The organism is Dactylosporangium maewongense, from assembly GCF_039531485.1.
Taxonomy (GTDB): domain Bacteria; phylum Actinomycetota; class Actinomycetes; order Mycobacteriales; family Micromonosporaceae; genus Dactylosporangium; species Dactylosporangium maewongense.
On record NZ_BAAAQD010000011.1, the window covers coordinates 169,261 to 189,227 of the forward strand.

At 72.5% G+C, this 19,967-nt stretch carries 22 protein-coding genes; 4 read left to right on the plus strand and 18 right to left on the minus strand.

Going from position 1 to position 19,967, the window contains the following annotated elements; genetic code table 11:
* Positions 1-81 precede the first annotated feature (81 nt).
* The 10 genes from ABD332_RS27190 to ABD332_RS27235 are packed head-to-tail and all read right to left on the minus strand — an operon-like array spanning position 82 to position 10,735.
* The gene (locus tag ABD332_RS27190) at positions 82-1,593 is read right to left on the minus strand and encodes a class I adenylate-forming enzyme family protein (protein WP_344504975.1); all 1,512 of its coding nucleotides are present in this window, start codon (positions 1,591-1,593) and stop codon (positions 82-84) included.
* On the minus strand, positions 1,593-2,087 hold the full coding sequence (locus ABD332_RS27195; protein ID WP_344504976.1) for a VOC family protein: 495 nt from the start codon (positions 2,085-2,087) through the stop codon (positions 1,593-1,595). Before ABD332_RS27195 ends, ABD332_RS27190 begins: the two co-directional genes overlap by 1 nt.
* Before the next feature lie 7 nt (positions 2,088-2,094).
* The gene (locus ABD332_RS27200; RefSeq protein WP_344504977.1) at positions 2,095-2,997 is read right to left on the minus strand and encodes an SDR family NAD(P)-dependent oxidoreductase; all 903 of its coding nucleotides are present in this window, start codon (positions 2,995-2,997) and stop codon (positions 2,095-2,097) included.
* Positions 2,994-4,178, minus strand: coding sequence for an acetyl-CoA acetyltransferase (locus ABD332_RS27205; RefSeq protein ID WP_344504978.1), 1,185 nt, complete (start codon positions 4,176-4,178; stop codon positions 2,994-2,996). Before ABD332_RS27205 ends, ABD332_RS27200 begins: the two co-directional genes overlap by 4 nt.
* Entirely contained in the window at positions 4,178-5,611 is a 1,434-nt protein-coding gene (locus ABD332_RS27210; protein WP_344504979.1) for a zinc ribbon domain-containing protein, read from the minus strand. Before ABD332_RS27210 ends, ABD332_RS27205 begins: the two co-directional genes overlap by 1 nt.
* A 32-nt stretch (positions 5,612-5,643) precedes the next feature.
* Positions 5,644-6,435 carry an ABC transporter ATP-binding protein gene (locus ABD332_RS27215; protein WP_344504980.1) on the minus strand — a complete coding sequence of 264 codons (792 nt, stop codon included), beginning with the start codon at positions 6,433-6,435 and terminating at the stop codon, positions 5,644-5,646.
* Positions 6,432-7,307, minus strand: coding sequence for an ABC transporter permease (locus ABD332_RS27220; RefSeq protein WP_344504981.1), 876 nt, complete (start codon positions 7,305-7,307; stop codon positions 6,432-6,434). The genes ABD332_RS27215 and ABD332_RS27220 overlap by 4 nt, the downstream gene beginning before the upstream one ends.
* Before the next feature lie 4 nt (positions 7,308-7,311).
* On the minus strand, positions 7,312-8,346 hold the full coding sequence (locus tag ABD332_RS27225; RefSeq protein ID WP_344504982.1) for an ABC transporter permease: 1,035 nt from the start codon (positions 8,344-8,346) through the stop codon (positions 7,312-7,314).
* Positions 8,343-9,212 (minus strand): ABC transporter ATP-binding protein, encoded by an 870-nt coding sequence (locus tag ABD332_RS27230; protein WP_344504983.1) that lies wholly within the window; start codon positions 9,210-9,212, stop codon positions 8,343-8,345. The genes ABD332_RS27225 and ABD332_RS27230 overlap by 4 nt, the downstream gene beginning before the upstream one ends.
* A gap of 2 nt (positions 9,213-9,214) precedes the next feature.
* Positions 9,215-10,735 carry an ABC transporter substrate-binding protein gene (locus ABD332_RS27235; protein WP_344504984.1) on the minus strand — a complete coding sequence of 507 codons (1,521 nt, stop codon included), beginning with the start codon at positions 10,733-10,735 and terminating at the stop codon, positions 9,215-9,217.
* A gap of 198 nt (positions 10,736-10,933) precedes the next feature.
* On the opposite strand from ABD332_RS27235, the gene ABD332_RS27240 reads away from it, so the two are divergent.
* The 4 genes from ABD332_RS27240 to ABD332_RS27255 all read left to right on the plus strand — a co-directional run bounded on the left by ABD332_RS27240 (position 10,934) and on the right by ABD332_RS27255 (position 13,328).
* Positions 10,934-11,656: an enoyl-CoA hydratase/isomerase family protein gene (locus ABD332_RS27240; RefSeq protein WP_344504986.1), complete on the plus strand. Its 723-nt coding sequence runs from the start codon at positions 10,934-10,936 to the stop codon at positions 11,654-11,656.
* Positions 11,653-12,474 carry a VOC family protein gene (locus tag ABD332_RS27245; protein ID WP_344504987.1) on the plus strand — a complete coding sequence of 274 codons (822 nt, stop codon included), beginning with the start codon at positions 11,653-11,655 and terminating at the stop codon, positions 12,472-12,474. The genes ABD332_RS27240 and ABD332_RS27245 overlap by 4 nt, the downstream gene beginning before the upstream one ends.
* The gene (locus ABD332_RS27250) at positions 12,471-12,983 is read left to right on the plus strand and encodes a flavin reductase family protein (RefSeq protein WP_344504988.1); all 513 of its coding nucleotides are present in this window, start codon (positions 12,471-12,473) and stop codon (positions 12,981-12,983) included. Before ABD332_RS27245 ends, ABD332_RS27250 begins: the two co-directional genes overlap by 4 nt.
* Positions 12,984-13,061: 78 nt before the next feature.
* Positions 13,062-13,328, plus strand: coding sequence for a DUF6289 family protein (locus ABD332_RS27255; protein WP_344504990.1), 267 nt, complete (start codon positions 13,062-13,064; stop codon positions 13,326-13,328).
* Positions 13,329-13,414: 86 nt separating this feature from the next.
* Here the strand turns inward: ABD332_RS27255 and ABD332_RS27260 are convergent, their stop codons facing one another.
* From ABD332_RS27260 to ABD332_RS27295, 8 genes are all read right to left on the minus strand, one after another.
* The gene (locus ABD332_RS27260) at positions 13,415-14,446 is read right to left on the minus strand and encodes an extracellular catalytic domain type 2 short-chain-length polyhydroxyalkanoate depolymerase (protein ID WP_344504992.1); all 1,032 of its coding nucleotides are present in this window, start codon (positions 14,444-14,446) and stop codon (positions 13,415-13,417) included.
* Positions 14,447-14,596: 150 nt separating this feature from the next.
* Complete coding sequence (locus ABD332_RS27265) at positions 14,597-15,082, minus strand: MaoC family dehydratase (RefSeq protein ID WP_344504994.1); 486 nt, start codon at positions 15,080-15,082, stop codon at positions 14,597-14,599.
* Between the two features lie 2 nt (positions 15,083-15,084).
* Complete coding sequence (locus tag ABD332_RS27270) at positions 15,085-15,846, minus strand: enoyl-CoA hydratase/isomerase family protein (RefSeq protein ID WP_344504995.1); 762 nt, start codon at positions 15,844-15,846, stop codon at positions 15,085-15,087.
* Positions 15,843-16,805, minus strand: a complete 963-nt coding sequence (locus tag ABD332_RS27275) for a zinc-binding dehydrogenase (RefSeq protein WP_344504996.1) — start codon at positions 16,803-16,805, stop codon at positions 15,843-15,845. The genes ABD332_RS27270 and ABD332_RS27275 overlap by 4 nt, the downstream gene beginning before the upstream one ends.
* On the minus strand, positions 16,802-17,509 hold the full coding sequence (locus tag ABD332_RS27280) for a nitroreductase family protein (protein ID WP_344504997.1): 708 nt from the start codon (positions 17,507-17,509) through the stop codon (positions 16,802-16,804). The genes ABD332_RS27275 and ABD332_RS27280 overlap by 4 nt, the downstream gene beginning before the upstream one ends.
* Positions 17,506-18,258 (minus strand): nitroreductase family protein, encoded by a 753-nt coding sequence (locus ABD332_RS27285; RefSeq protein WP_344504998.1) that lies wholly within the window; start codon positions 18,256-18,258, stop codon positions 17,506-17,508. Before ABD332_RS27285 ends, ABD332_RS27280 begins: the two co-directional genes overlap by 4 nt.
* On the minus strand, positions 18,255-19,232 hold the full coding sequence (locus ABD332_RS27290) for a nuclear transport factor 2 family protein (RefSeq protein WP_344504999.1): 978 nt from the start codon (positions 19,230-19,232) through the stop codon (positions 18,255-18,257). Before ABD332_RS27290 ends, ABD332_RS27285 begins: the two co-directional genes overlap by 4 nt.
* 74 nt (positions 19,233-19,306) lie before the next feature.
* On the minus strand, positions 19,307-19,945 hold the full coding sequence (locus ABD332_RS27295; protein WP_344505000.1) for a TetR-type transcription factor C-terminal domain-containing protein: 639 nt from the start codon (positions 19,943-19,945) through the stop codon (positions 19,307-19,309).
* Between the last annotated feature and the right edge of the window lie 22 nt (positions 19,946-19,967).

Genomic DNA, 19,967 nt, shown 5'->3' on the forward strand with positions numbered 1-19,967 from the left:
CCGTCACCTCCGCTGCGCTCCGGCGCCGGCCTGAGCCAAACCTGCCACATGATGAGCGGCCCGAGACGCTCCGCTGGCCACTCATGCCGACCTCAGCTCGCGCTTGAGGACCTTGCCGGAGTCGTTGCGCGGCAGCGACTCCACCACGTCGACGTACTTGGGCACCTTGAACCCGGCGAGGTTGGCGCGGCAGTGCTCGCGGATGTCGGCGCCGGTGGCCGTGGCGCCGTCGCGGAGGATGACGAACGCCTTCGGCACCTCGTCCCACTGCGGGTCGGGGACGCCGATGACGGCGACCTCGGCGACGTCCGGGTGCTGCGCGATGACCCGCTCGATCTCGGCGCCGGCGACGTTCTCCCCGCCGGACTTGATGAGGTCGGTGCGCCGGTCGACGAACCACAGGTAGCCGTCCTCGTCGATCCGGCCGACGTCGCCGGTCAGGAACCAGCCGTCGCGGCGGGTGCGCCGGTTGGTCTCCTCATCGTTCCAGTACCCGGGTGAGATCTTCGCGCCACGGATGATGATCTCCCCTTCGGTGCCGGGCGGGACCTGCCGGAACTGTTCGTCGACGATCCTGATGTGCACGCCGGGGAACGGGGCGCCGAGCGCGCCCATCTTGCTCTCCTCGTGCGCGGCGTCCATGTAGCAGACGCCGTTGCACAGTTCGGTCATCCCGAACGTGTCGATGAGCCGGACGTGCGGCAGGCGCCGCTTCACGTCGCGCCGCACGGTGGGCGCGACCCCGGCGAACAGCAGGTACCGCAGCGCCGACAGGTCCGGCGGCTCCGGCAGGTCGAGCAGGCCGAACAGGATCTGCGCGGCGAGGACCATGCCGGTGATGCGTTCCCCGGTCGCGATCCGGGCGATGTCGGCGGCCTTGAACGTCGGCGTGAGCACCATCGTCGCGCCAGCGGTGAAGATCGCCAGCCCGGGTGCTTCCAGCCCGCTGACGTGGAAGAGCGGCGCCGAGATCAGGATCCGGTCGTGCTGGGTCAGCTCCAGTTCGAGGACCTGGGCGAGGTGGTTGGCGGTGAGGTTCCCGCAGGTGTGGATGACGCCCTTCGGGTGTGCGGTGGTGCCGGAGGTGTACAGCAGCCGGTGGATGTCCTCGGGTGCCTTCTCCGCGTCGGGGACCCGGATCCCGGCCGGCTGCCGGTCGAGGAGCGCGGACAGCGGCTGCGCGTCGCCGACCACCTGCGCGCCGTTGGCGACCGCGGTCGCGATCCCGGTCTTGGCGCAGAGCTCCGCGGCGGTGTCGGCGAAGTCGTCGTCGTAGAGCAGGCAGGTGATGCCGGCCTGGTTGATGACGTAGGCCTGCTCGGTGACGTGCAGCCGCCAGTTCAGCGGCACCGAGATCGCGCCGATCCGGGCGATGGCGAGCAGCTCCAGGACGTAGGTGGCGGTGTTGCGGCCGAGCACCCCGACCAGGTCCGAAGCACCGATGCCGGCGGACAGCAGGGCCGCGGCGTGCCGGTCGACGTCGGCGTCGAGCTGGGCGTAGGTCCAGCGGTCGGCGCCGTCGACGAGGGCTTCCCGGTCCGCGCGCCGCAGCGCCTGCAGCCGCAGGGTCTCGGCGAAGTTCGCGGCGCCCATCAGTTCGCGGTGCCGTTCCGGTACGCCAGGATCTCCTCCCGGCTGGGCAGCGACACGAACTCGAGGAGGTTGCCGTCGAGGTCGCGGGCCGCGAACGCGGTGATGTAGCCGTAGTTCTCCAGCAGCACCCGGTTGGGTTCGCCGAGGCATTCCGCGCCGAGCTCCGTCATCTTCCGGTGCAGGTCGCCGATCTCCTCGACGGGCACCTCGAAGCTGAGCAGGAACGTGCCGAGCTCCAGGTGCCCGCCGGTCGCGGTCCGGGTCTTGGTGCCGTTCCACTCGATGAGCTCGAGCTGCCCGATCTTGCTGGGGCCCTGCATGTACTGCACCTTGCCGGTGGTGCCGGGCGGCAGGCCGAGGGACACCTCGATCCCCGGCCCGCCGACGTCGCTGCGCAGGGTCCTGCGGTAGCCGAGGGCCTTCTCGTAGAAGTCGGCGGCCCGGTCCACGTCGGACACGGTCATGGCCACGTGATGCACTTCGCTGACCGGCATCAATCGCTCACTTTCCGGAAAGTACCTGCTGGATCAGTTCGACCTCGTCGGCGCCGCTGTCCGGGACGATGAAGCCGTCCAGGGAGCAGATCTCGTCGAGGGCGCCGAGGATGTCGTCGGGGGTCGCCGGGGTTTCGCCGCCGTACCAGCCGGGGGTGACGCCCAGGAAGATCCGGCCGACGCGGCCGCCGCCGACGGTGAGGATGTGCCGGGTCAGGGTGCACTGCTCCGAGGCGAGGAACGTGCCGACGGCGGCGACGTGCCGCGGGTCGAACCGGTCGGCGAGCTCGCCGAGCAGGCCGTCGGTCATCCGGGTCGCGGCGGTCGGGGCGATGGTGTTGACCAGGATGCCACGGCGGGCGCCTTCCAGGGACAGCACCTGCATCAGCCCGGCGAGGCCGGCCTTCGCGGCGCCGTAGTTGGACTGGCCGAAGTTGCCGAGCAGCCCGGAGGACGAGCTGGTGAGCACGACCCGGCCGTACCCTTGCGCCGCCATGACCGGCCAGGCGGGGCGCAGCACGTTGAACGCGCCGGTGAGGTGCACGTCGAGGACGGCCTGCACGTCGTCGTCGGTGAGCTTCGCCAGGGTCCGGTCGCGCAGGATGCCGGCGTTGTGGATGACGGCGTCGACCGTGCCGTACGCGTCGACGGCGGTCCGCACCAGGGCCGCGCCGCCCGCCGGTGTCGCGACGGAGTCCGTGGACGCGGTCGCGGTGCCGCCCGCCGCGCGGATCTCCTCGACGACCTTGTCCGCCGCGCCGCCGGTGCCCGTACCGTCGACGCCGCCGCCAAGGTCGTTGACGACGACGGACGCGCCGTGCGCCGCGAGGGACAGGGCGTGCGCCCGGCCGATGCCGTTGCCCGCGCCGGTGACGATCACGACCCGCCCGTCCAGCTTCACGGCGCTCACCGCTCGCTCCCGAGGACGGCGACGAACGCGACGCAGGAGCCGGGCTGGCCGCCGAGGTTCTGGGCGACGGCGAGCTTCGCGCCGGGGACCTGCCGGGCCCCGGCCTCGCCCCGCAGCTGGGTGAAGCACTCGAACATCATCCGCAGCCCGGTCGCGCCGATCGGGTGGCCGAAGGACTTCAGGCCGCCGTCGGTGTTGACCGGCAGCGCGCCGCCGAGGTCGTAGCGGCCGTCGAGCAGGTCCCGCCACGCCTTGCCACGCTCGGAGAACCCGAGGTCCTCCATGAGCACCACCTCCGTCGGGGTGAAACAGTCGTGGACCTCCGCCAGGGAGATCTGCTCGGCAGGGTCGGTGACGCCCGCCTGCTCGTAGGCCTGGCGGGCGGCGGCGACGACCTCGGGGAAGCTGGTGAAGTCGTAGCCGTCCGACGCCAGGCCCGCACCGGACCCGGCGACGAAGCTCATCCCCTTGAGGTAGATGGGTTTGCTGGTGTACCGGTGTGCGTCCTCGGCCCGCACGATGATGGCGGCGGCGGCACCGTCGGACACGCCGGAGCAGTCCATGACCCCGAGCGGCCCGGCGATGCGCGGGGAGCGCTCGACGGTCTCCGCGGTGACGGCCTTGCGGAACTGGGCGCGTTCGTTGAGGGCGCCGTTCGCGTGGTTCTTCATCGCGACCTTCGTCAGGGCGCTGCGCATGTCGCGGGCGTCGACGCCGTACGCCTCCTGGTAGGCCGGGGCCAGCAGGGAGAACCCGGCGGGTGCGGTCCAGTCGACGTCGGTGCCGTCCGCGGGCGGGTACACCGCCGACAGCCCGGAGTACGAGGAGTCCTTGAGCTTCTCCACGCCGGTCGCCATGACCATGTCGTAGGCGCCGGACGCGACCGCGAACACCGCGTTGCGGAACGCCTCCGACCCGGTGGCGCAGTAGTTCTCGACCCGGGTGACGGGTTTACCGGTCAGCCGCAGCGGCCGGGCCAGGGTCTGCCCGGACATGCCGGAGCCCTGGGTGCCGACCCAGAACGCGTCGACGTCGTCGAGGGTGACCGACGGCAGCGACCCGACGCACTCCTGCACGGCGTCGACGAGCAGGTCGTCGGCGGAGGAGTGCCAGTGGTCGCGGAACGGGGTGCAGCCCATCGCGACGATCGCGACGTCATGGGTGGTGCGCCTGCTGCCCATCAGTGCGTTCCTTCCGTGTCCTGAGTCGGGTCCTGAGTCGGGTCCGGGGTCGGGGCCGGGCGGAGCTTCCAGAAGTAGTTGTGGATCGCGTCGGTGGTCCACAGCCGGCGGAACGTCGGTGTCATCGCCATGCCGACGGTGACGTCGCCGGGCGGGACGTCGGTGGCGTAGGCGCTGAGCCGGCCGCCGCCGTCGACGTCGGCGATGACGACCGCGACCTCCGGCTCCGGCATCGTGGTCAGGTGGTCGCGGGTCACGGAGACGACCCGGGCGGTCCGGTCCCGCAGCGACACCTTCGCCTCGCCGGCCCCGGCGATGCCGCAGGCGGCGCAGACCCGGCCCGGCGGGGTGGTGACCCGGCCGCAGGCGCCGCACTGGCTGCCCTCGAGGCGGTACTTCCAGCCGGCCCGGCGGTGCATCGGCGGCGCCGCCGGGGCCGGTGCCGCGGGGCGGGCCGGGCCCTGCACGTCCAGCAGCCCGCGCCAGCGCAGGTACCGGCCGTAGCCGAGGACCTGCCGGGCGGCGAGCTGGTCGCGCACCGACGGGCCGCTGCGGGCGTCGCGGACCCCGTCGCCGGCGCGGAACACGAACGCGTCGGCGCCCTCGGTCGCGGACAGCAGCAGGATCGTCTGTCCCGGCTCGGCGTCGTCGAGCGCGGCGGCGAGCAGCAGCCCCGGGTGGGCGGCGCCGGTGAAGCCGGTGGCCCGTTCCAGGGCGGCGTCCTGCTGGGAGGGCACCGTGCCGCGCAGCGCCCGGCGCAGGGCGGCCGCCGCCCGCGGGTTGGAGGAGGAGACGACGACGTGGTCGACGGCGTCCAGGGCCGCCTCGGCGAGGGCGCGGCGGGCCGCGTCGAGGCCGGCGGCGGCGAGGATCTCGGCGGTGAACCGCTCGTCCCAGACCCGGTCGTGGCGTTCGCCGGGCAGCCGCCACCGTTCGAGGATCTCGGTGGTGTGCCCGGCGCGGGCCAGCAGCACCGCGGCGTGCCCGGCGCCGCCGGCGAACGCGGCCGCGGCGTCGCCCTGGGCGAGCTCGTCGGGGGCGCCGGGGCGGGTGGTGCGCAGGTCGGCGGCGGCGGCGACGGCACCGGCCCGGACCACCAGGTCGAGGGCGGCCGCGCCGGAGCGGTGCCCGCGCAGGTCGACGGCGCTGACGCCGGGGTCGAGCCCGAGCGCCTCGTGCACGATCCCGGCGGAGGTCTTCGCCTCGTAGGGTGCGCTGGTGGTGGCGAGCAGCAGGTGCCGGCCGGCCGGGGTGGCGGCCGCGAGGTGCCGCAGCGCCTCAACGGCCATCGTGATCACGTCCTCGTCGTAGCCGGCGACGCTGCGGGCCGGGCCCTTGGCCGGGGCGGGCCCGCCGGCCGGGTCGAGGCGGTTGTCGGTGAGCACGTAGGCGGGCAGGTAGGCCGCGTACGCGTCGATACCCTGGTCAGTCAAGGAACGCTCCACAGAGGTCGGGTCCACAGCGGTCAGGTCCACGAGGGGATGGCGGCGAGCAGCCGGCGGGTGTAGTCCTGCCGCGGCCGGTCCAGCACGTCCTCGACGCCGCCCTGCTCGACCACCTGGCCGCGGCTCATCACCGCGATCCGGTCGCAGAGGTCGCTGGCGAGCATCAGGTCGTGGGTGACGAACAGCAGGCCGATGCCGAGCTCGTCGACCAGGGTCCGGAACAGCGCGACGACCTTGGTCTGGGTGGTGACGTCGAGCGCGGTGGTGCACTCGTCGGCGATGACGAGCGCCGGGCGGGTGACGACGGCGAGGCCGATCGCGACCCGCTGGCGCAGCCCGCCGGACAGCTGGTGGGGGTAGCTGTCCAGGACCCGGGCCGGGTCGCTGATCCGCATCTGTTCGAGGACCTCGACGGAGCGCCGCTCGACGTCGGCCTTGCCGATGTCGCGGACGTGCCGGCGCAGCACCTCGCCGAGGTGGGTGCGGACCTTCATCAGCGGGTTCAGCGACCGGGACGCGTCCTGGAAGACCATGCCGACGGCGGTGCCGCGGATCCGGTCCGTGCGGTCGACGCCGGGGGCGACCACCACGTCGCCGGCCAGTTCGACGGTGCCGGCCTCGACGGTGACGTTGCGTTCGAGCAGGCCGACGACGGAGCGGGCGAGGGTGGTCTTGCCGCTGCCGGACTCGCCGACGACGCCGACGATCTGGCCGCGGCCCACGTCGAGGTCGACGCCGTCGAGCAGCCTGAGGTGCCCGGCGGTGAGGCGGGCCGAGATGGACAGGCCGGACACGTGCAGCAGGCTGGTCATCGGCGCCTCTTGCGGGGGTCGTAGTGGGTGAGCAGGGCGTCGCCGAGCAGGTTGACCAGCAGCACGAGGACGGTGACCGCGAAGCCGGGGAAGAACGCGATCCACCAGGCCGTGCTCAGCTCGTCCTGGCCGGCCGCCAGCAGCGAGCCCCAGCTGTTCATCGGGGGCACCACGCCCAGGCCGAGGAAGCTGAGCGCGCTCTCGATCAGGATCGCGGTGCCGACCTGGAGGGTGCCGAGCGCGACGATCGTGCCGCCGAGGTTGGGCAGGATGTGCCGGAACACGATGCGCAGCTCCGACGCGCCGGCGGCGCGCAGCCCGAGCACGAACTGGCGTTCCCGGATCGCGAGGGTCGCCGACCGGGTGACCCGGGCGCAGACGGCCCAGCCGGTGAGCGCCAGGACCAGGAACAGCACCGGCAGGGAGCTGCCCCGGTTCGCGATGATCGCCAGGGCGACGAGGATGAACGGCAGCGCGAGCTGGGCGTCGATGAGCACGGAGATGACCCGGTCGACCCAGCCGCGGAAGTACCCGGCGAGCAGGCCCAGCAGGGTGCCGGGGCCGATCGCGACGACCGCGCCGACCAGGCCGATCATGATGGTCAGCCGGCCCGCCTCGACGAACTGGGTGAGCAGGTCCTGGCCGAGCTTGTCGGTGCCGAGCGGGTGCGACCAGGAGCCGCCGCTCAGGAAGCCGGGTGGCTGCCGGGTCGCGTTCAGGTCCTGGCCGGCGGCGGGGAGCAGGCCGGTCAGCGGCAGGACGAACACGGCGACGGCGACCACGGCGATCGGCACCGCCAGCCAGAACGCCGACGTCCGCTTGGACCGGCGGGGCGCCTCGGCCGGCTTGAGTTCAAGCTCCAACTGGCTCATGCCGTCACCTCACCCTCGGGTCGACGATCGAATGGATGACGTCGACGAGCAGATTGAGCAGGACGAAGACCAGCGCGCCGAACACGACGATCGCCTGGACGAGCGGGAAGTCGCGGAACTGGATGGCCTGCAGGGCGAGCTGCCCGAGGCCGGGCCAGGAGTACACGTACTCGACGGCGACCGCGCCGGACAGCAGGATGCCGGTCTGCAGCACGACGATGGTGAGGATCGGCATCATGGCGTTCTTGAACGCGTGCCGCCACACCACCCGGCGGCCGAGGATGCCGCGGGCCTTGGCGGCGTCGATGTACGGCTCCGCGAGGGCCTCGCTCATCGAGGCGCGGGTGAGGCGGGCGATCTGCGCCATCGGGTACACCGACATCGTCAGCGCCGGCAGCACCAGGTGTGCGGGGGTGCCGGACTGCCCGGCCGGCAGCCAGCCGAGGTTCACGGCGAACAGCACCACCAGCATCATCCCGAACCAGAAGACCGGCACGGACTGGCCGAGCAGCGCGACGGTCGACGCGGCCCGGTCCCACCAGGTGCCTTCGCGCCTGGCGGCGAGCACGCCGAGGGGGACGCCGATGAGGATGGCGAGGGCCATGCCGGCCGCGACGAGCTGCAGCGTGAACGGCAACCGGTCCATGATCATCGAGGTGTTCGACTGGTAGAACTGCAGCGACTGGCCGAGGTCGCCGGTGAAGACGCCCTTGAGGTAGTCGAGGTACTGGACCAGCAGCGGCCGGTCGAGGCCGAGCTCGTGGCGCAGGGCCTCGCGCTGCTCGGGTGTCGCCATCGGGCCGAGGATGGTCGTGGTCGGGTCGCCGGACAGCCGGCCGAGCATGAACGCCATGCTCAGCGCGATCAGCAGCGACGCCAGCAGGGCGGCGATCCGGGCGGCGGCGCGGCGCAGCGCACCGGCCCGCCTGGACCGGCCGCTCTTCGCCGGGGTCGCCCCGCCGGGCGGCGCCGCCGGCATGCCGGCCTTGGTCAGCGTGGGTGCGACGTTGTTCGCCGCCGGGACCGGGCTGGTCTTCATTGCCGTGACCTCCATCGCGCTCCTGGCATCGCGGCGAGCAGCTCGCGGGTGTAGTCGTTCTGGGGCCGGGCGAAGACGGTCTCGCAGGGCCCGGACTCGACGACCCGGCCGTGGTACATGACGTGCACGACGTCGCAGACCGAGCGGACCACGGCCAGGTCGTGGCTGATCATGAGCAGGGCCGCGCCGGTCGTCGCGCGGATCTCCTTGAGCAGGGCCAGCACGTCGGCCTGCACGGAGACGTCGAGCCCGGACGTCGGCTCGTCGGCGACGATGAGCCGGGGCCGCATCAGCAGTGCCCGGGCGATGCAGACCCGTTGCGCCTGCCCTCCGGAGAGCTGGTGCGGGTAGCGGTCGAGGATCGACGGCTCGAGCCGGACCCGTTCGAGCAGGGCGGTGTCCTCGATCCAGGAGGTGCGCTCCGGTTGCAGCGAGCGCAGCTCCCGCAGCCCGGACCGCACGGACTGGCGGGGGTCGAGCGAGCCGTGCGGGTCCTGGAAGACCACCTGCGCCTCGGGCCGCAGCCGGCGCAGCTGCTTGCGGCCGACCGAGGACAGCGAGTGCCCGAGGAGCCGGATGTCGCCCTCGCCGCGGGTGCCGAGCCCGGTCGCGGCCATGGCGAGGGTGGTCTTGCCCGAGCCGGACTCGCCGACGACCGCGACGCTCTCGCCGGCGCCGATGCGCAGCGACACGTGGTCGACGGCCCGGAACACCTCGCCGGTGCGCCGGTTGCGGTGCTCGACGACCAGGTCGTCGACCTCCAGCACCGGCGCACCCCGATCCGGGGTCCTGGCTGGGGTCTTTTCCAGGGCGTGGGGGTGCCGGGCGTCGCCGCCCGGCATCCCGTTCTGCACGACGTCGGACATTGTCAGTGGGTCGTCTGGGTGAAGTCGACGGTGTTCAGCGGACCGAACACCAGACCCTTGACGCCGCCGGCGGTGGCGTAGTTGAACACCTGCCGGTACAGCGGCACGTAGCAGTGCTTCTCGACCACGCCGATCGTGTTGAGCTCCTCGTACATCGGGGCGGCCGCGGCGGCGTCGGTCTGCTCCAGGGCCTTCTGGGCCAGGTCGTCGATCTTCGGGTCCGGGCAGTTGCCGGTGATCGACTTGGTCTTCATGAAGCCGCTGGCGAAGAAGTCCGGGACGGCGACGTTGGGCACGCCGGCGAAGATCGAGATGCCGGGGACCTGACGGCCGACGACCCGCTTCACGAGGGTGCCGTAGTCGATCGGCACGTACGTGACCTTGAAGCCGGCCTTCTCGAGGGCACCGCCGACGGCCTGGGAGACCTCTTCGATGTTGGTGTACTGCGCCGCCGGGTAGTGGATCTGCACCGCCGGGGCGGCGGCACCGACGAGCTCCTTGGCCTTGGCCGGGTCGGCGGTCACGCTCTGCGCCGGCTTCTGGCCGGGGCTGACGTTGAGCAGGCCGGCGTCGGCGACGGCCTGGCCGTCGAAGATGCCCTTGACGATCGCGTCCCGGTCGATGGCCAGGGCGGCCGCCTCGCGCAGCTTCGGGTCGTCGAACGGCGGCTTCGTCGAGTCGAGGAACGCGATGATCTTGATCGCGGTCTCGGTGCTCGTCACCGTGATGCCCGCCTTCTTGGCCGTGGTGGCCTGGGCCGGCGGGAGGTCGAACGAGACGTCCACACTCTTACTCTGGATCAGGGCGAGCCGCTGCGCGGCCTCGTTGGCCCAGGTGAAGGTGATGCCGTCGTTGATCGCCTTCTTCGGGCCCCAGTAGTCGGGGTTCTTCTTGACCGACATGTCGCGGCCCGCGTTCGAGCCGGCCCACACGTAGGGGCCGGTGCCGATTGGGGCCGCGGCGAAGCCCGCCGAGCCCTTCTCCTGGTAGTACTTCGGCGGCACCAGGTAGACGGTGGTGAGCAGGTCCGCGAGGTTGTACTGGGAGGTCTTGGTCTTCACCACGACCGTGGTGGCGTCCGGCGCCGCGATGTCGGCGACGTTGGTGAAGTACGACTTGAGCTGCGACGCCGCGGTGTCACGGGTGAGCGTGAGGGTGTTGGCGACCGCCGCGGCGTCGGCCTTCTCGCCGTTGCTGAAGCTGATGTCGGGCCGGACCTTGAACGTCCAGGTGGTCGCGTCGGTGCGGGTCCAGCTCGTGATGAGGCCGGTGTCGACGGCCTTGAGGCCGGCGTCGGTGTTGATCAGCGGTTCGAGCATGGTGGCCCAGACGATCTGGGCCGACCGCGCACCGACGATCGGGTCGAGGGTCGCGGGCTGGGCCGCGAGCAGCGCCCGGACGGTGAACGGGCCGGCCGACTGGGCGGTGCCGGGCTTCGAGTCACCACAGGCGGCGAGGCCGGCGCCGGCGAGGGCAAGGGAGGCGACCAGCGCCAGAGGCCGCCGGGATCGCAAGGAGCTCATGAGCATGTATGGACGTCCTTCACAACGATTGACCCGTCATGTCGCCGCGAGCCGCGGCCGTGACGCTGGCCACAAAGTACCGACCAGCCGGTATCAAGTCAACAGGTCCAACTGGTGTCAGGTCCGTAACGACCGCGTGACACACCCCCGTCTGCCAGCATCGTTGTCTTCATACCGACTGGTATGTATGATCCGGCGGTGGCCATCACCCTCACCCGCGAACACGACGGTCGCGTCGCCCGCGTCCGCTACGACAACGCGGCCCGCGGCAACTGCTTCGACGACGGCGCCCTCGCCGGGCTCGTCGCCACGATGGAGACCGCCGCCGCGGACGGCACCTGCGCCGTGATCCGACTGGACATGGCGGGCCGGCACTTCTGCGGCGGCTGGGACACCACGTCGTTCGCCGCGCTCGCCGACACCACCCAGGAGGCGGTCGCCGCCGGGCTGCGCGACAGCGACGCCGCGCTGCACCGCATCAGACGGCTGCCGGTGCCCGTGGTCAGCGCGGTCCGCGGGCACGTCATCGGCTTCGGCGCCGGCCTGCTCAGCGCCGTCCACCTGCCGGTCGCCGCCGCCGGCGCCCGGCTGTCGCTGCCCGAGGCCCGCTTCGGCTTCGCCCCCGCCGGCGTCGGCCACACCATCGCCCAGGCCCTCCCCCGCCCGCACGCGTACGCGCTGGCGACCGGCGCGAGCACCGCAACCGCCGACCAACTGCTCGGCTGGGGCCTGGTCGCCCGGGTGGTCGCCGACGACGATCTCGACAGCGAGGTCGACGCCCTCGTCGAGGCGCTCGCCGCCGTGCCGCCGCACACCCTGCGCGCGGTCGTCGAGGTGGTCGAGTCGAGCCTCGCCACCGGCTCCCCGGAGCACGCCTACGAGGTCTCCGCCCGCACGATCGTCGCGAGCGTGACCGCGTGAACCCGCCGTTCCAGGCCGGTGAGGCCGTCTGGGTGGAGCTGTGCACCACCGACCCGCAGCAGGCCGAGGACTTCTACCGCGCGCTGCTCGGCTGGACCGTGCGGCACGAGCAGCTCGGCGCGACCACGTACCGGATGTGCAGCGTCGACGGGCACGACGTCGCCGGCATCTCCGACGCCACGGGCCTGCACGGCGGCCGGCCCCGCGGCTGGATCGCCTACTTCGCCGTCGACGACGTCGCACGCTCCGCGGACCAGGCCGTCACGCTCGGCGGGGAGCTCGTCACCCCGCCGCGCTACCTGCCGGCGGCCGGCACCGGCGCCGTGGTCGTCGACCCGTTCGGCGCGGCGTTCGGCCTGTACCAGGGTGAGTCCCGGGCGGGGGTGCAGACGCTCAACACCGTCGGCGCCCTGTGCTGGAACGAGCTGGACACCGGCGAGCCGCAACGCTCGGTCGCCTACTACCAGGACCTGTTCGGCTACGCCACCCAGCAGCGCGACGACTCGCCGACCGCCCGCCCGTACACGGTCCTCATGCTCGGCGACGTGCCCGTCGCCGGCGTCCTGGAACTGGACAACGAGTGGCCGAACATCATCCCGTCGAAGTGGATCACGTACTTCAACGTCGGCTCCCTCGACGACGCGCTGGCGCGGGTGTCCGACCTGGGCGGCACGCCGACCGTCGGCCCCGTCGACAGCCCGCACGGGCGGCTCCACCTGGTGAAGGACCCCGGTGGGCACACCCTGTGCCTGGTGCAGCTCGAAGGCGGCCTGCGCCCCGACGCTCCCAACTCCTCTCCCCCGGCGGTGGACCGATGACGACCGAGCCCCTGTTCGACTCCGCCGAGTTCCGCCAGGTCTGCGGGCACTTCCCCACCGGGGTGACCGCCGTGACCGCGACGGCGGCCGGCGGTGCCGTGGCGGCGCTGACCGTCAACTCGTTCACGTCGGTCTCGCTGTCCCCGGCGAAGGTGCTGTTCTGCGTGGCGACGTCGTCGTCGAGCTTCAAGGTGCTCGTCGCGGCGGACCGGATCGCGATCCACATCCTCGGCCAGGACCAGGAGGACATCGCCCGGCGGTTCGCGACCTCGGGGCTGTCCGGCGCGGAGAAGCTCAGCGGCGTGTCCTGGGCGCCCGGCCCGGACGGCGTGCCGCTGCTGCCCGGCACCCCGGCGATCCTGGCCGGGGTCCGCGACGAGGTGATCACCAGCGGCGACCACGTCATCGTGCTGGTGGACGTCGACCACGTGCACCTGAAGCCGACGAAGGTCCCGGCCCTGTCGTTCTACCGCGGCCGGTTCGTCGCCCCCACCGGCCCCACCGAGTAGGTCCGCCCAGCCGCCCGCCGGATTGAGCGTCCACCTGGAGCTCTTGCACTTCGGCAGTACATTGGCGACCATCACTTTATGACTTCGTTGTTCCGTCGCTTCGCGCTGGCATCCGCAGTGGTCGCAGGTTCGCTTGTGCTGGCGCCGGTCACGCCGGCCGCCGCGTACAGCGCGTGTCCGGCCGACACGATGTGCGGCTGGCTCTTCTACTCCGACGCCGCGCGCACCCACCAACAGGGCGGGCACACCACGAACTGTCAGGGCGTCGTCCTCGACTGGGGCATCAAAGCCGGCTACTCGACCTACATCGTGCAGGGCTGCGGGGGCGGGCCCGGCCCGGTGTGACGCCCGGCCCGGCCGGGTCGCCCTTCACGGCGCGTCCAGGAAGTCGACCGTGGACGCGCCGTGAGCCCGGCGCGGCAGAGCACCGCTCAGCCGTCCAGGCGGCGCACCATGTTCATGATGGTCTCCAGCTGCGCCCCGCCCTTGATCGGGTAGTTGGTCGCGCCCAGGTAGCCCCACCAGTCCCAGCAGCCGTTGGGGTTGACCGCAGTGGCGAGCGCCTGGGGATACAGCACGATCATGCTGTTCGTGTCGGCGTACTGGTTGAGATTGGCCCGGTCGACGAAGGCTGTGCCGACCTCGGTGTAGGCCTGCTTGCAGCCGTGCAGCGCGACGAGCAGGCGGCACGACTGGCCTGCGGTGCACGCCGACGGGACGTACGCGAAACCGGTCGCGCCCATGCTGATCCCGTTGGCGTAGCCGTTGACGGCGAAGGTGTTCTGGCTGAAGCTGATCAGCCGGCCACCGAGCGCGCCGGTGTTGGGCCCGTTGACCGAGCCGAACAGCTTGCGCAGGAACGCGTTCTGTGGGTCGGTGCCGCAGTCGTTGAGGAACGGTGACGCGGTGGCCGAGCAGCTGACCGTCCCGTACGGACCGACCCAGGCGTGCCCGGCGGGCGAGCCGCTGTCGTACTGCACGCTCGCGCCGAAATGCTGGTAGTAGCGGACCAGGTCGTCGTTGACGGACTTCTTGACCGTGGTGTCGCCGTTGCCGTGGAACACGTAGACGGGCCGGCCGGAGAGGTTGCCGACCGGGTCGATCCAGCCGTATGCCGCCCAGGTGCGCGTGTACGTCTGCAGATTCGTCAGGTACGTCGGCCACACGTTGTCCATGCAGCCGTACAGCGCCTGGCCGGCGTTGTTCTGGGCGCAGTAGTACGGCCCGGACGCGAAGATCGCCGCCCCCTGGATCCGTGACGAGTACGCGACGTGCAGCTGCGTGGCCATCGCGCCGCCGGACGAGACGCCGGCGACGTACACGGACGAGACGTTGTAGGTGCCGAGCGATCCGGCGACGGGCGGCTTGGTGGGCGGGTTCGCGGCCCGCGCCGGCACGGCGCCGGCCAGCACGAGCAGGGCGGTCACGGCGGCGGCCGTGACGGAGCGGACGAGGAATCTCATGGATCCTCCCGTGGCGGCGGGGTGTGTCCGCCGAGGCTAGGGGGACCAGGCGCCGGCGAACCATCGACGCCAGGCACATAGTTCGATGTCCGCGGGTGTGGCCGGCATGTCCGGCTCTGGCCGTGCGCCGCCTGACCTGTCCGCTGTGGTTCAGCTGTAGTAGCGGAACAGGATCTCCGCGGCGCAGCAGGTCTCGCCGGTCTCGGCGAACTCCACGACCACCGACGCCTTCGCCTGCACGCCGGCGGGACGACCGGCCTCGGCCTCGATCGGCTTCGCGGACAGCAGCGTCGCGGTGCCCTGGATCTGGACGCCCGGCGGAAGCGGCTTGACGAAGCGGACCCGGTCCAGGCCGTAGTTGACGCCCATCGAGTAGGCCTGCACCTCCAGGATGTCGGCGAGCAGGCGCGGCACCAGGGCGAGGGTGAAGAACCCGTGCACGATCGTCGTGCCGAACGGGCCGGAGCGGGCGCGTTCGACGTCGACGTGGATCCACTGGTGGTCCCTGGTGACGTCGGCGAACTGGTCCACCTGGTCCTGGGTGAGCACCTGCGGCTCGCTGGCGCCGAGCTCCCGGCCGACCAGGCCGAGCAGGTCGCCGGGGGCGGGCACGGTGGTGAGACGGACGGGTCGCATGGTCACTCCGGTTCGACGACGTGTTCGGTGGCGTGTTCGGTGGCGAGGGCGGTGACGTGTTCGGTGAGGGTGGTCCATTCGCGGTCCCACGCGTCGGCGGCGACGACCGGCCGGGCGACCCGCAGCATGCGCCGCACCGCCGCCTCGTCCAGGGCGGCGATCCGCTCGGCGAGGGCCTCGACGTGCCGGTCGAGGTCCGCGGCGGGGACCGCCTCGCTGACGAGCCCGCGGCGCGCGGCGTCCTCGCCGGTCCAGGTCTCGCCCGCGATGAGCAGCCGCCGGGCGGCCGCCGGCCCGACGGCGAGCGGCAGCAGCACGCTGGAGCCCCAGCCGGGGACCTGGCCGACGGCGATGTGCCGGTCACCGATCCGGGCGGTGTCCGCGGCGACGGCGACGTCGCAGGCGAGCAGCAGTTCGAGGCCGCCGCCGAACGCGGCACCGTTGACGGCGGCGATCGTCGGTACACCGGCGGCCATGACCGCACGGACCAGCCTCCGGCCCCGGTCCAGGAACTTCCGCAGCGCGGTCAGGTCCCGGAGCAGTGCCGTGGCCTCGGCGAGGTCGGCGCCGGCGCAGAAGCTGCGGCCGGTGCCGGTGAGTACGAGGACGCGGATGCCGGGTTCGTCGGCCGCTGCGAGCCATTCCTCCAGGCCGGCCATGACCGCGGAGCTGCACGCGTTGCCGGCGCCGGGCCGGTCGATCCGCGCCCACAGCGCCGCCCCTCGCCTGGTCACCACCACAGGCCCGCGCTCTGGAGCGGTCATGCGACACGCACGCAGAGCTTGCCGAAGGCGGCGCCGGACAGCATCCGCGTGGCCTGGGTGGAGATGTCGGCGAGGTCGACGGTGCTGTCGACGACCGGACGGAGCCGGTGCTCGGCGACGAAGTCGAGCAGCGCCCGGAACTCCGCCAGGGATCCCGTCGTCGACCCGTGGACGGTGATCTCCCGGGCGAACAGCCGGGTCAGGTCGAGGCTCGCGGTGAAGCCGCTGGTGCCGCCGCAGACGACGATCGTCCCGCCGACGCGGGTGGAGCGGGTCGAGTGCTCGAACGTCGCTGCGCCGACGGTCTCGACGACGACGTCGGCGGGCTCCGGGATCCGAGCGCCGGTGTCGAACGCCGCGGCGGCGCCGAGCTCGAGGGCCCGCTCCCGTTTCCGCTCGGACCGGGAGGTGACGACGACGGTGGCGCCGGCCGCGACGGCCAGGCTGACCGCGGCGGTCGCCACGCCGCCGCCGGCGCCCTGCATCAGCACCACCTGCCCGGGGGCGAGGGCGGCCTTGGTGAACAGCATCCGGTACGCGGTCAGCCACGCCGTCGGCAGGCTCGCCGCCTCCGCCCAGTCCAGGTGCGCCGGGCGCGGCAGGACGTGTGCGGCGGGGACGGCGATGTGCTCGGCGAGCACGCCGTGACCGGCGTCGGGCAGCAGGGTCGCGTGCGCGACGGCCCGCCCGCCGTTCCCGCCGGGCGCGGGCAGCACCGGGTAGACCACGACGTCCTGCCCGCCGGCCACCCCGGCGGCGTCGCTGCCGAGCACGTGCGGGCCGGTGCCCGGGTGCCGGGTGGCGCCGCGCAGCGTCCACAGGTCGTGCATGTTGAGCGCGCCGGCCCGCACGTCGACGCGGACCCAGCCGTCGGGGACCGCGGGGGTGTCGAGGTCGCCGACCCGGATCGCGGCGACCGGGTCGGCCGGGGACGGCTCGGTGACGTAGGCGGCCCTCACGCGGACCCGGCCCGCTCGGTGGGACCGTTCCAGAACGTCACGTCGCCGAGGTCGGCGCGGGCTGCGGGCCGGAAGTCGAGGCCCTTGGTGTAGGCGACCGGCAGCAGCGTGATCGGCCGCCAGTCGTCGGGCAGGCCGAGCACCTCCCGCACCTGCGTCGCCTTGTGCGCCAGCGCGGTCGCCATCACCGACCCCAGGCCGCGGGAGCGCAGCGCCAGCTGGAACGACCAGGCGAACGGGAAGATCGAGCCGTAGTAGCCGGACGCGGTGCCGCCGACCGGGCGCTGCGGGACCGGTTTGGTGCTGCACAGCACGATCAGGACCGGCACCTCCTCGAGGTGGTCGACCAGGTACTTGACCGCGGTCAGGATCCGCGCCTGCCGGGCCTGCGACGCCGGGTCGGGCCGCACCGACGGTGACAGCCGGGTGGTCGTCGCCGCCTCACCGCCCGCGAGGGGCCCCTCGACGGTCTGGTGCCACACCTCGGTGTATAGCGCGCCGATGCGGCGTTTCAGCGCCGGGTCGTCGACGGCGACGATCCGCCAGTCCTCGAGGTTGGAGCCCATCGGCGCCTGCTGGGCCAGCCGCAGGCAGTGTTCGACGACGGCGCGGTCGACGGGCCGGGTGAAGTCCATGCGGTGCCGCACCGCGCGGGTGGTGGTCAGGACCTCGTCGATGTCGGTGATCACGGCGGGGACGGTCATGCGGTGTCCTCTCCCGTCAGGCGGTCGACGGGCTTGTCCTCGTAGGGCAGCGGGTCGCCCCACCGGTCGAGGAAGGCGACGTCGCTGACGGGCTTGCGGGCGGCGACCTTGAAGTCGGTGCCCTGGGTGTACGCGATCGGGAGCATGGTGATCTGCAGGGCGTCGTCGGGGATGCCGAGCAGCTCGGCCGCGGCGGCGGCGTGGTGCAGGTGGAGGGTGGTGATGACGGTGCCGAGCCCGCGGGCCCGCAGCGCGAGGTTGAACTGCCAGATCGCCGGATACAGCGACCCGTACACGGCCGAGTGCGTGCCGGGGCCGCCCTTGGCCGGGTTGGGCCGGGTCGCGCACGGGATGACCAGGAACGGCGCCCGGCCGATGTGGTGCGCGAGGTGCTCGGCGCCGCCGAGGATCCGCGCGGTCCGGGCGCTGACCGCGCCGTGCTCGTCGACCCCGCCGAGGCGGCCGCGCACGATCCGGCTTTCGGCGCCCTCGGCGCTGTGCAGCGGCTTGTGCACGTATTCCAGGTAGGCGTCCAGGTACAGGCGGGCCAGTTCGGCCTTGCGGTCCGGGTCGCCGACGACGACCCAGCGCCAGTCCTCGGCGGCGCCACCGGTCGGGGCCTGCACCGCCAGCTGGAGGCACTCGCCGATCACGTCGAGGGGCACCGGCCGGTCGTAGTCCAGCCGCAGCCGCACCGACCGGGTGGTGGTGAGGACGTGGTTGAGGTCGGTGAAGGGAAGCCCGGTCATGCTCCGACCTCCGCGTCGTAGCCCATCAGGTCGGCGATGTGCAGGGTGTCGCAGTACTCCCGGACCTGCGCGATCCCGTCCGGGGCGGTGTCCACGACCCACAGGTAGCGGTTCTGGTACCGGTTCTCTTGCTGGGGCCCGCCGCCCAGGGTCGCGTCGCCGCTCGCCTCGATCGCCACGAGGGTGTCGTCGGCGACCCACCGGTGCGGGGTGACGGTGACGGCCGCGGAGGCGTAGGCACCGGACGCGATCCTGGCCCGCATCGCGGTGAGCTTGTCGGCGATGGCGACGGTGCCGTGGAAGGGGCCGTTCGCGGTGATGTCGCCGGTACGGTGCAGCCGCCCGCGCTCACGGTCCCGGCCGGAGTCGGTCCACCAGGTGGCGCCGGCGTCGAACAGCGCCGCGAAGGCATCGACGTCGCCTCGGGCGAGGGCCGGCCACAGCGCGAGCGCCAGCTCCTCCGCCCGGCTGCCCGGCCGCTGGCCGCCGGGTCCGGGCACGTGGTCCAGGGTGGTGCGGGGCACCGGGGCGCCGGCGCCGACGACGTGCTGGGCGTGGATGGTGTCGAGGTATTCGCGCACCGACACGATCGCCCCGGCGGCGTCGACGTCGAACACGAACGCGTACCGGTTGGCGTATTCGAGGCCGGAGGCGTGCAGGCCGTGGCCTTCGACCTCGATGACGCACACGTCGGTCCCGGCGATCACCCGGCGCGGGATCTGCCGGCAGCCGGTCGGGAACGCCTTCGGGCCGAGCGACCGCATCAGCGCGAGCTTGTCGTCCATGCGCATCAGCCCGTGCAGCGGGAACCGGCCGCTGCCGCCGGGCGACACCGCCGGGTCGCCGCCGCGGCGGTCCGGTCCGGTGTCGACCCACCAGGTCGCGCCGGGCGCGCACAGCCGGGCGAGGCCGCCGAGGCTGCCCCGGTCCAGCGCGGTGACGAAGTCCATGCCTGCCCGAACCGCCCGTGTCATGGACCCTCCAATCATTCCGACTGGAAGGTATCTATCACACCGGGAGCGGCCCCCTCAAGGGTTCGCCCTGCCCATCAGGCGTACAGGCCCTCCAGGACCATGGCGCTGAACTGGCGCGCCACCTCGTCCACGCTCAGCGGGCCGCTCAGGTTGAGCCACTGGTACGCCCACGCGCACATGCCGACCAGACCGAACGTGGCGATCCGGGCGTCGACGTCCGCGCGGAACACACCCCGCGTGACGCCGTCCTGCACCATCCCGGCGAAGGCCGCCTCGACCAGGTCCCGCTTGCGGGTCACCTCCGCGAACAGCTCCCCGGTCAGGTACCGCCGCTCCTGGTAGAAGATCGTCACGTGCGCCCGGTACTCGGCCACGCTGGTCAGGCTGAACCGGATTAGCTCGCGCACCCGCACCGCCGGGTCGTCGCTGCCGGCCTCGATCTGCTGGATCGCGGTGAGCTGGGCCTCCAGGTACTCCTCCTGGATGTGCCGCAGCAGGTCGTCCTTGCTCTCGAAGTGGTGGTAGAACGCACCCTTCGTCAGCTGCGCCTGGTCCGCGATCTCCTGCACCGACGTGCGGTCGAAGCCGCGCTTCTCGAACAGGTCCAGCGCGCTCGTGATCAGCGACTTGCGGGTGTTCTCCGGGTCGTACCCGTCCGGCCACCGCTGCCGGCGGCGGGTCGACTCCGGCCGGGCGGACGTCGCACGAGCCATTTACGGCCTCCTGTATCGCTGC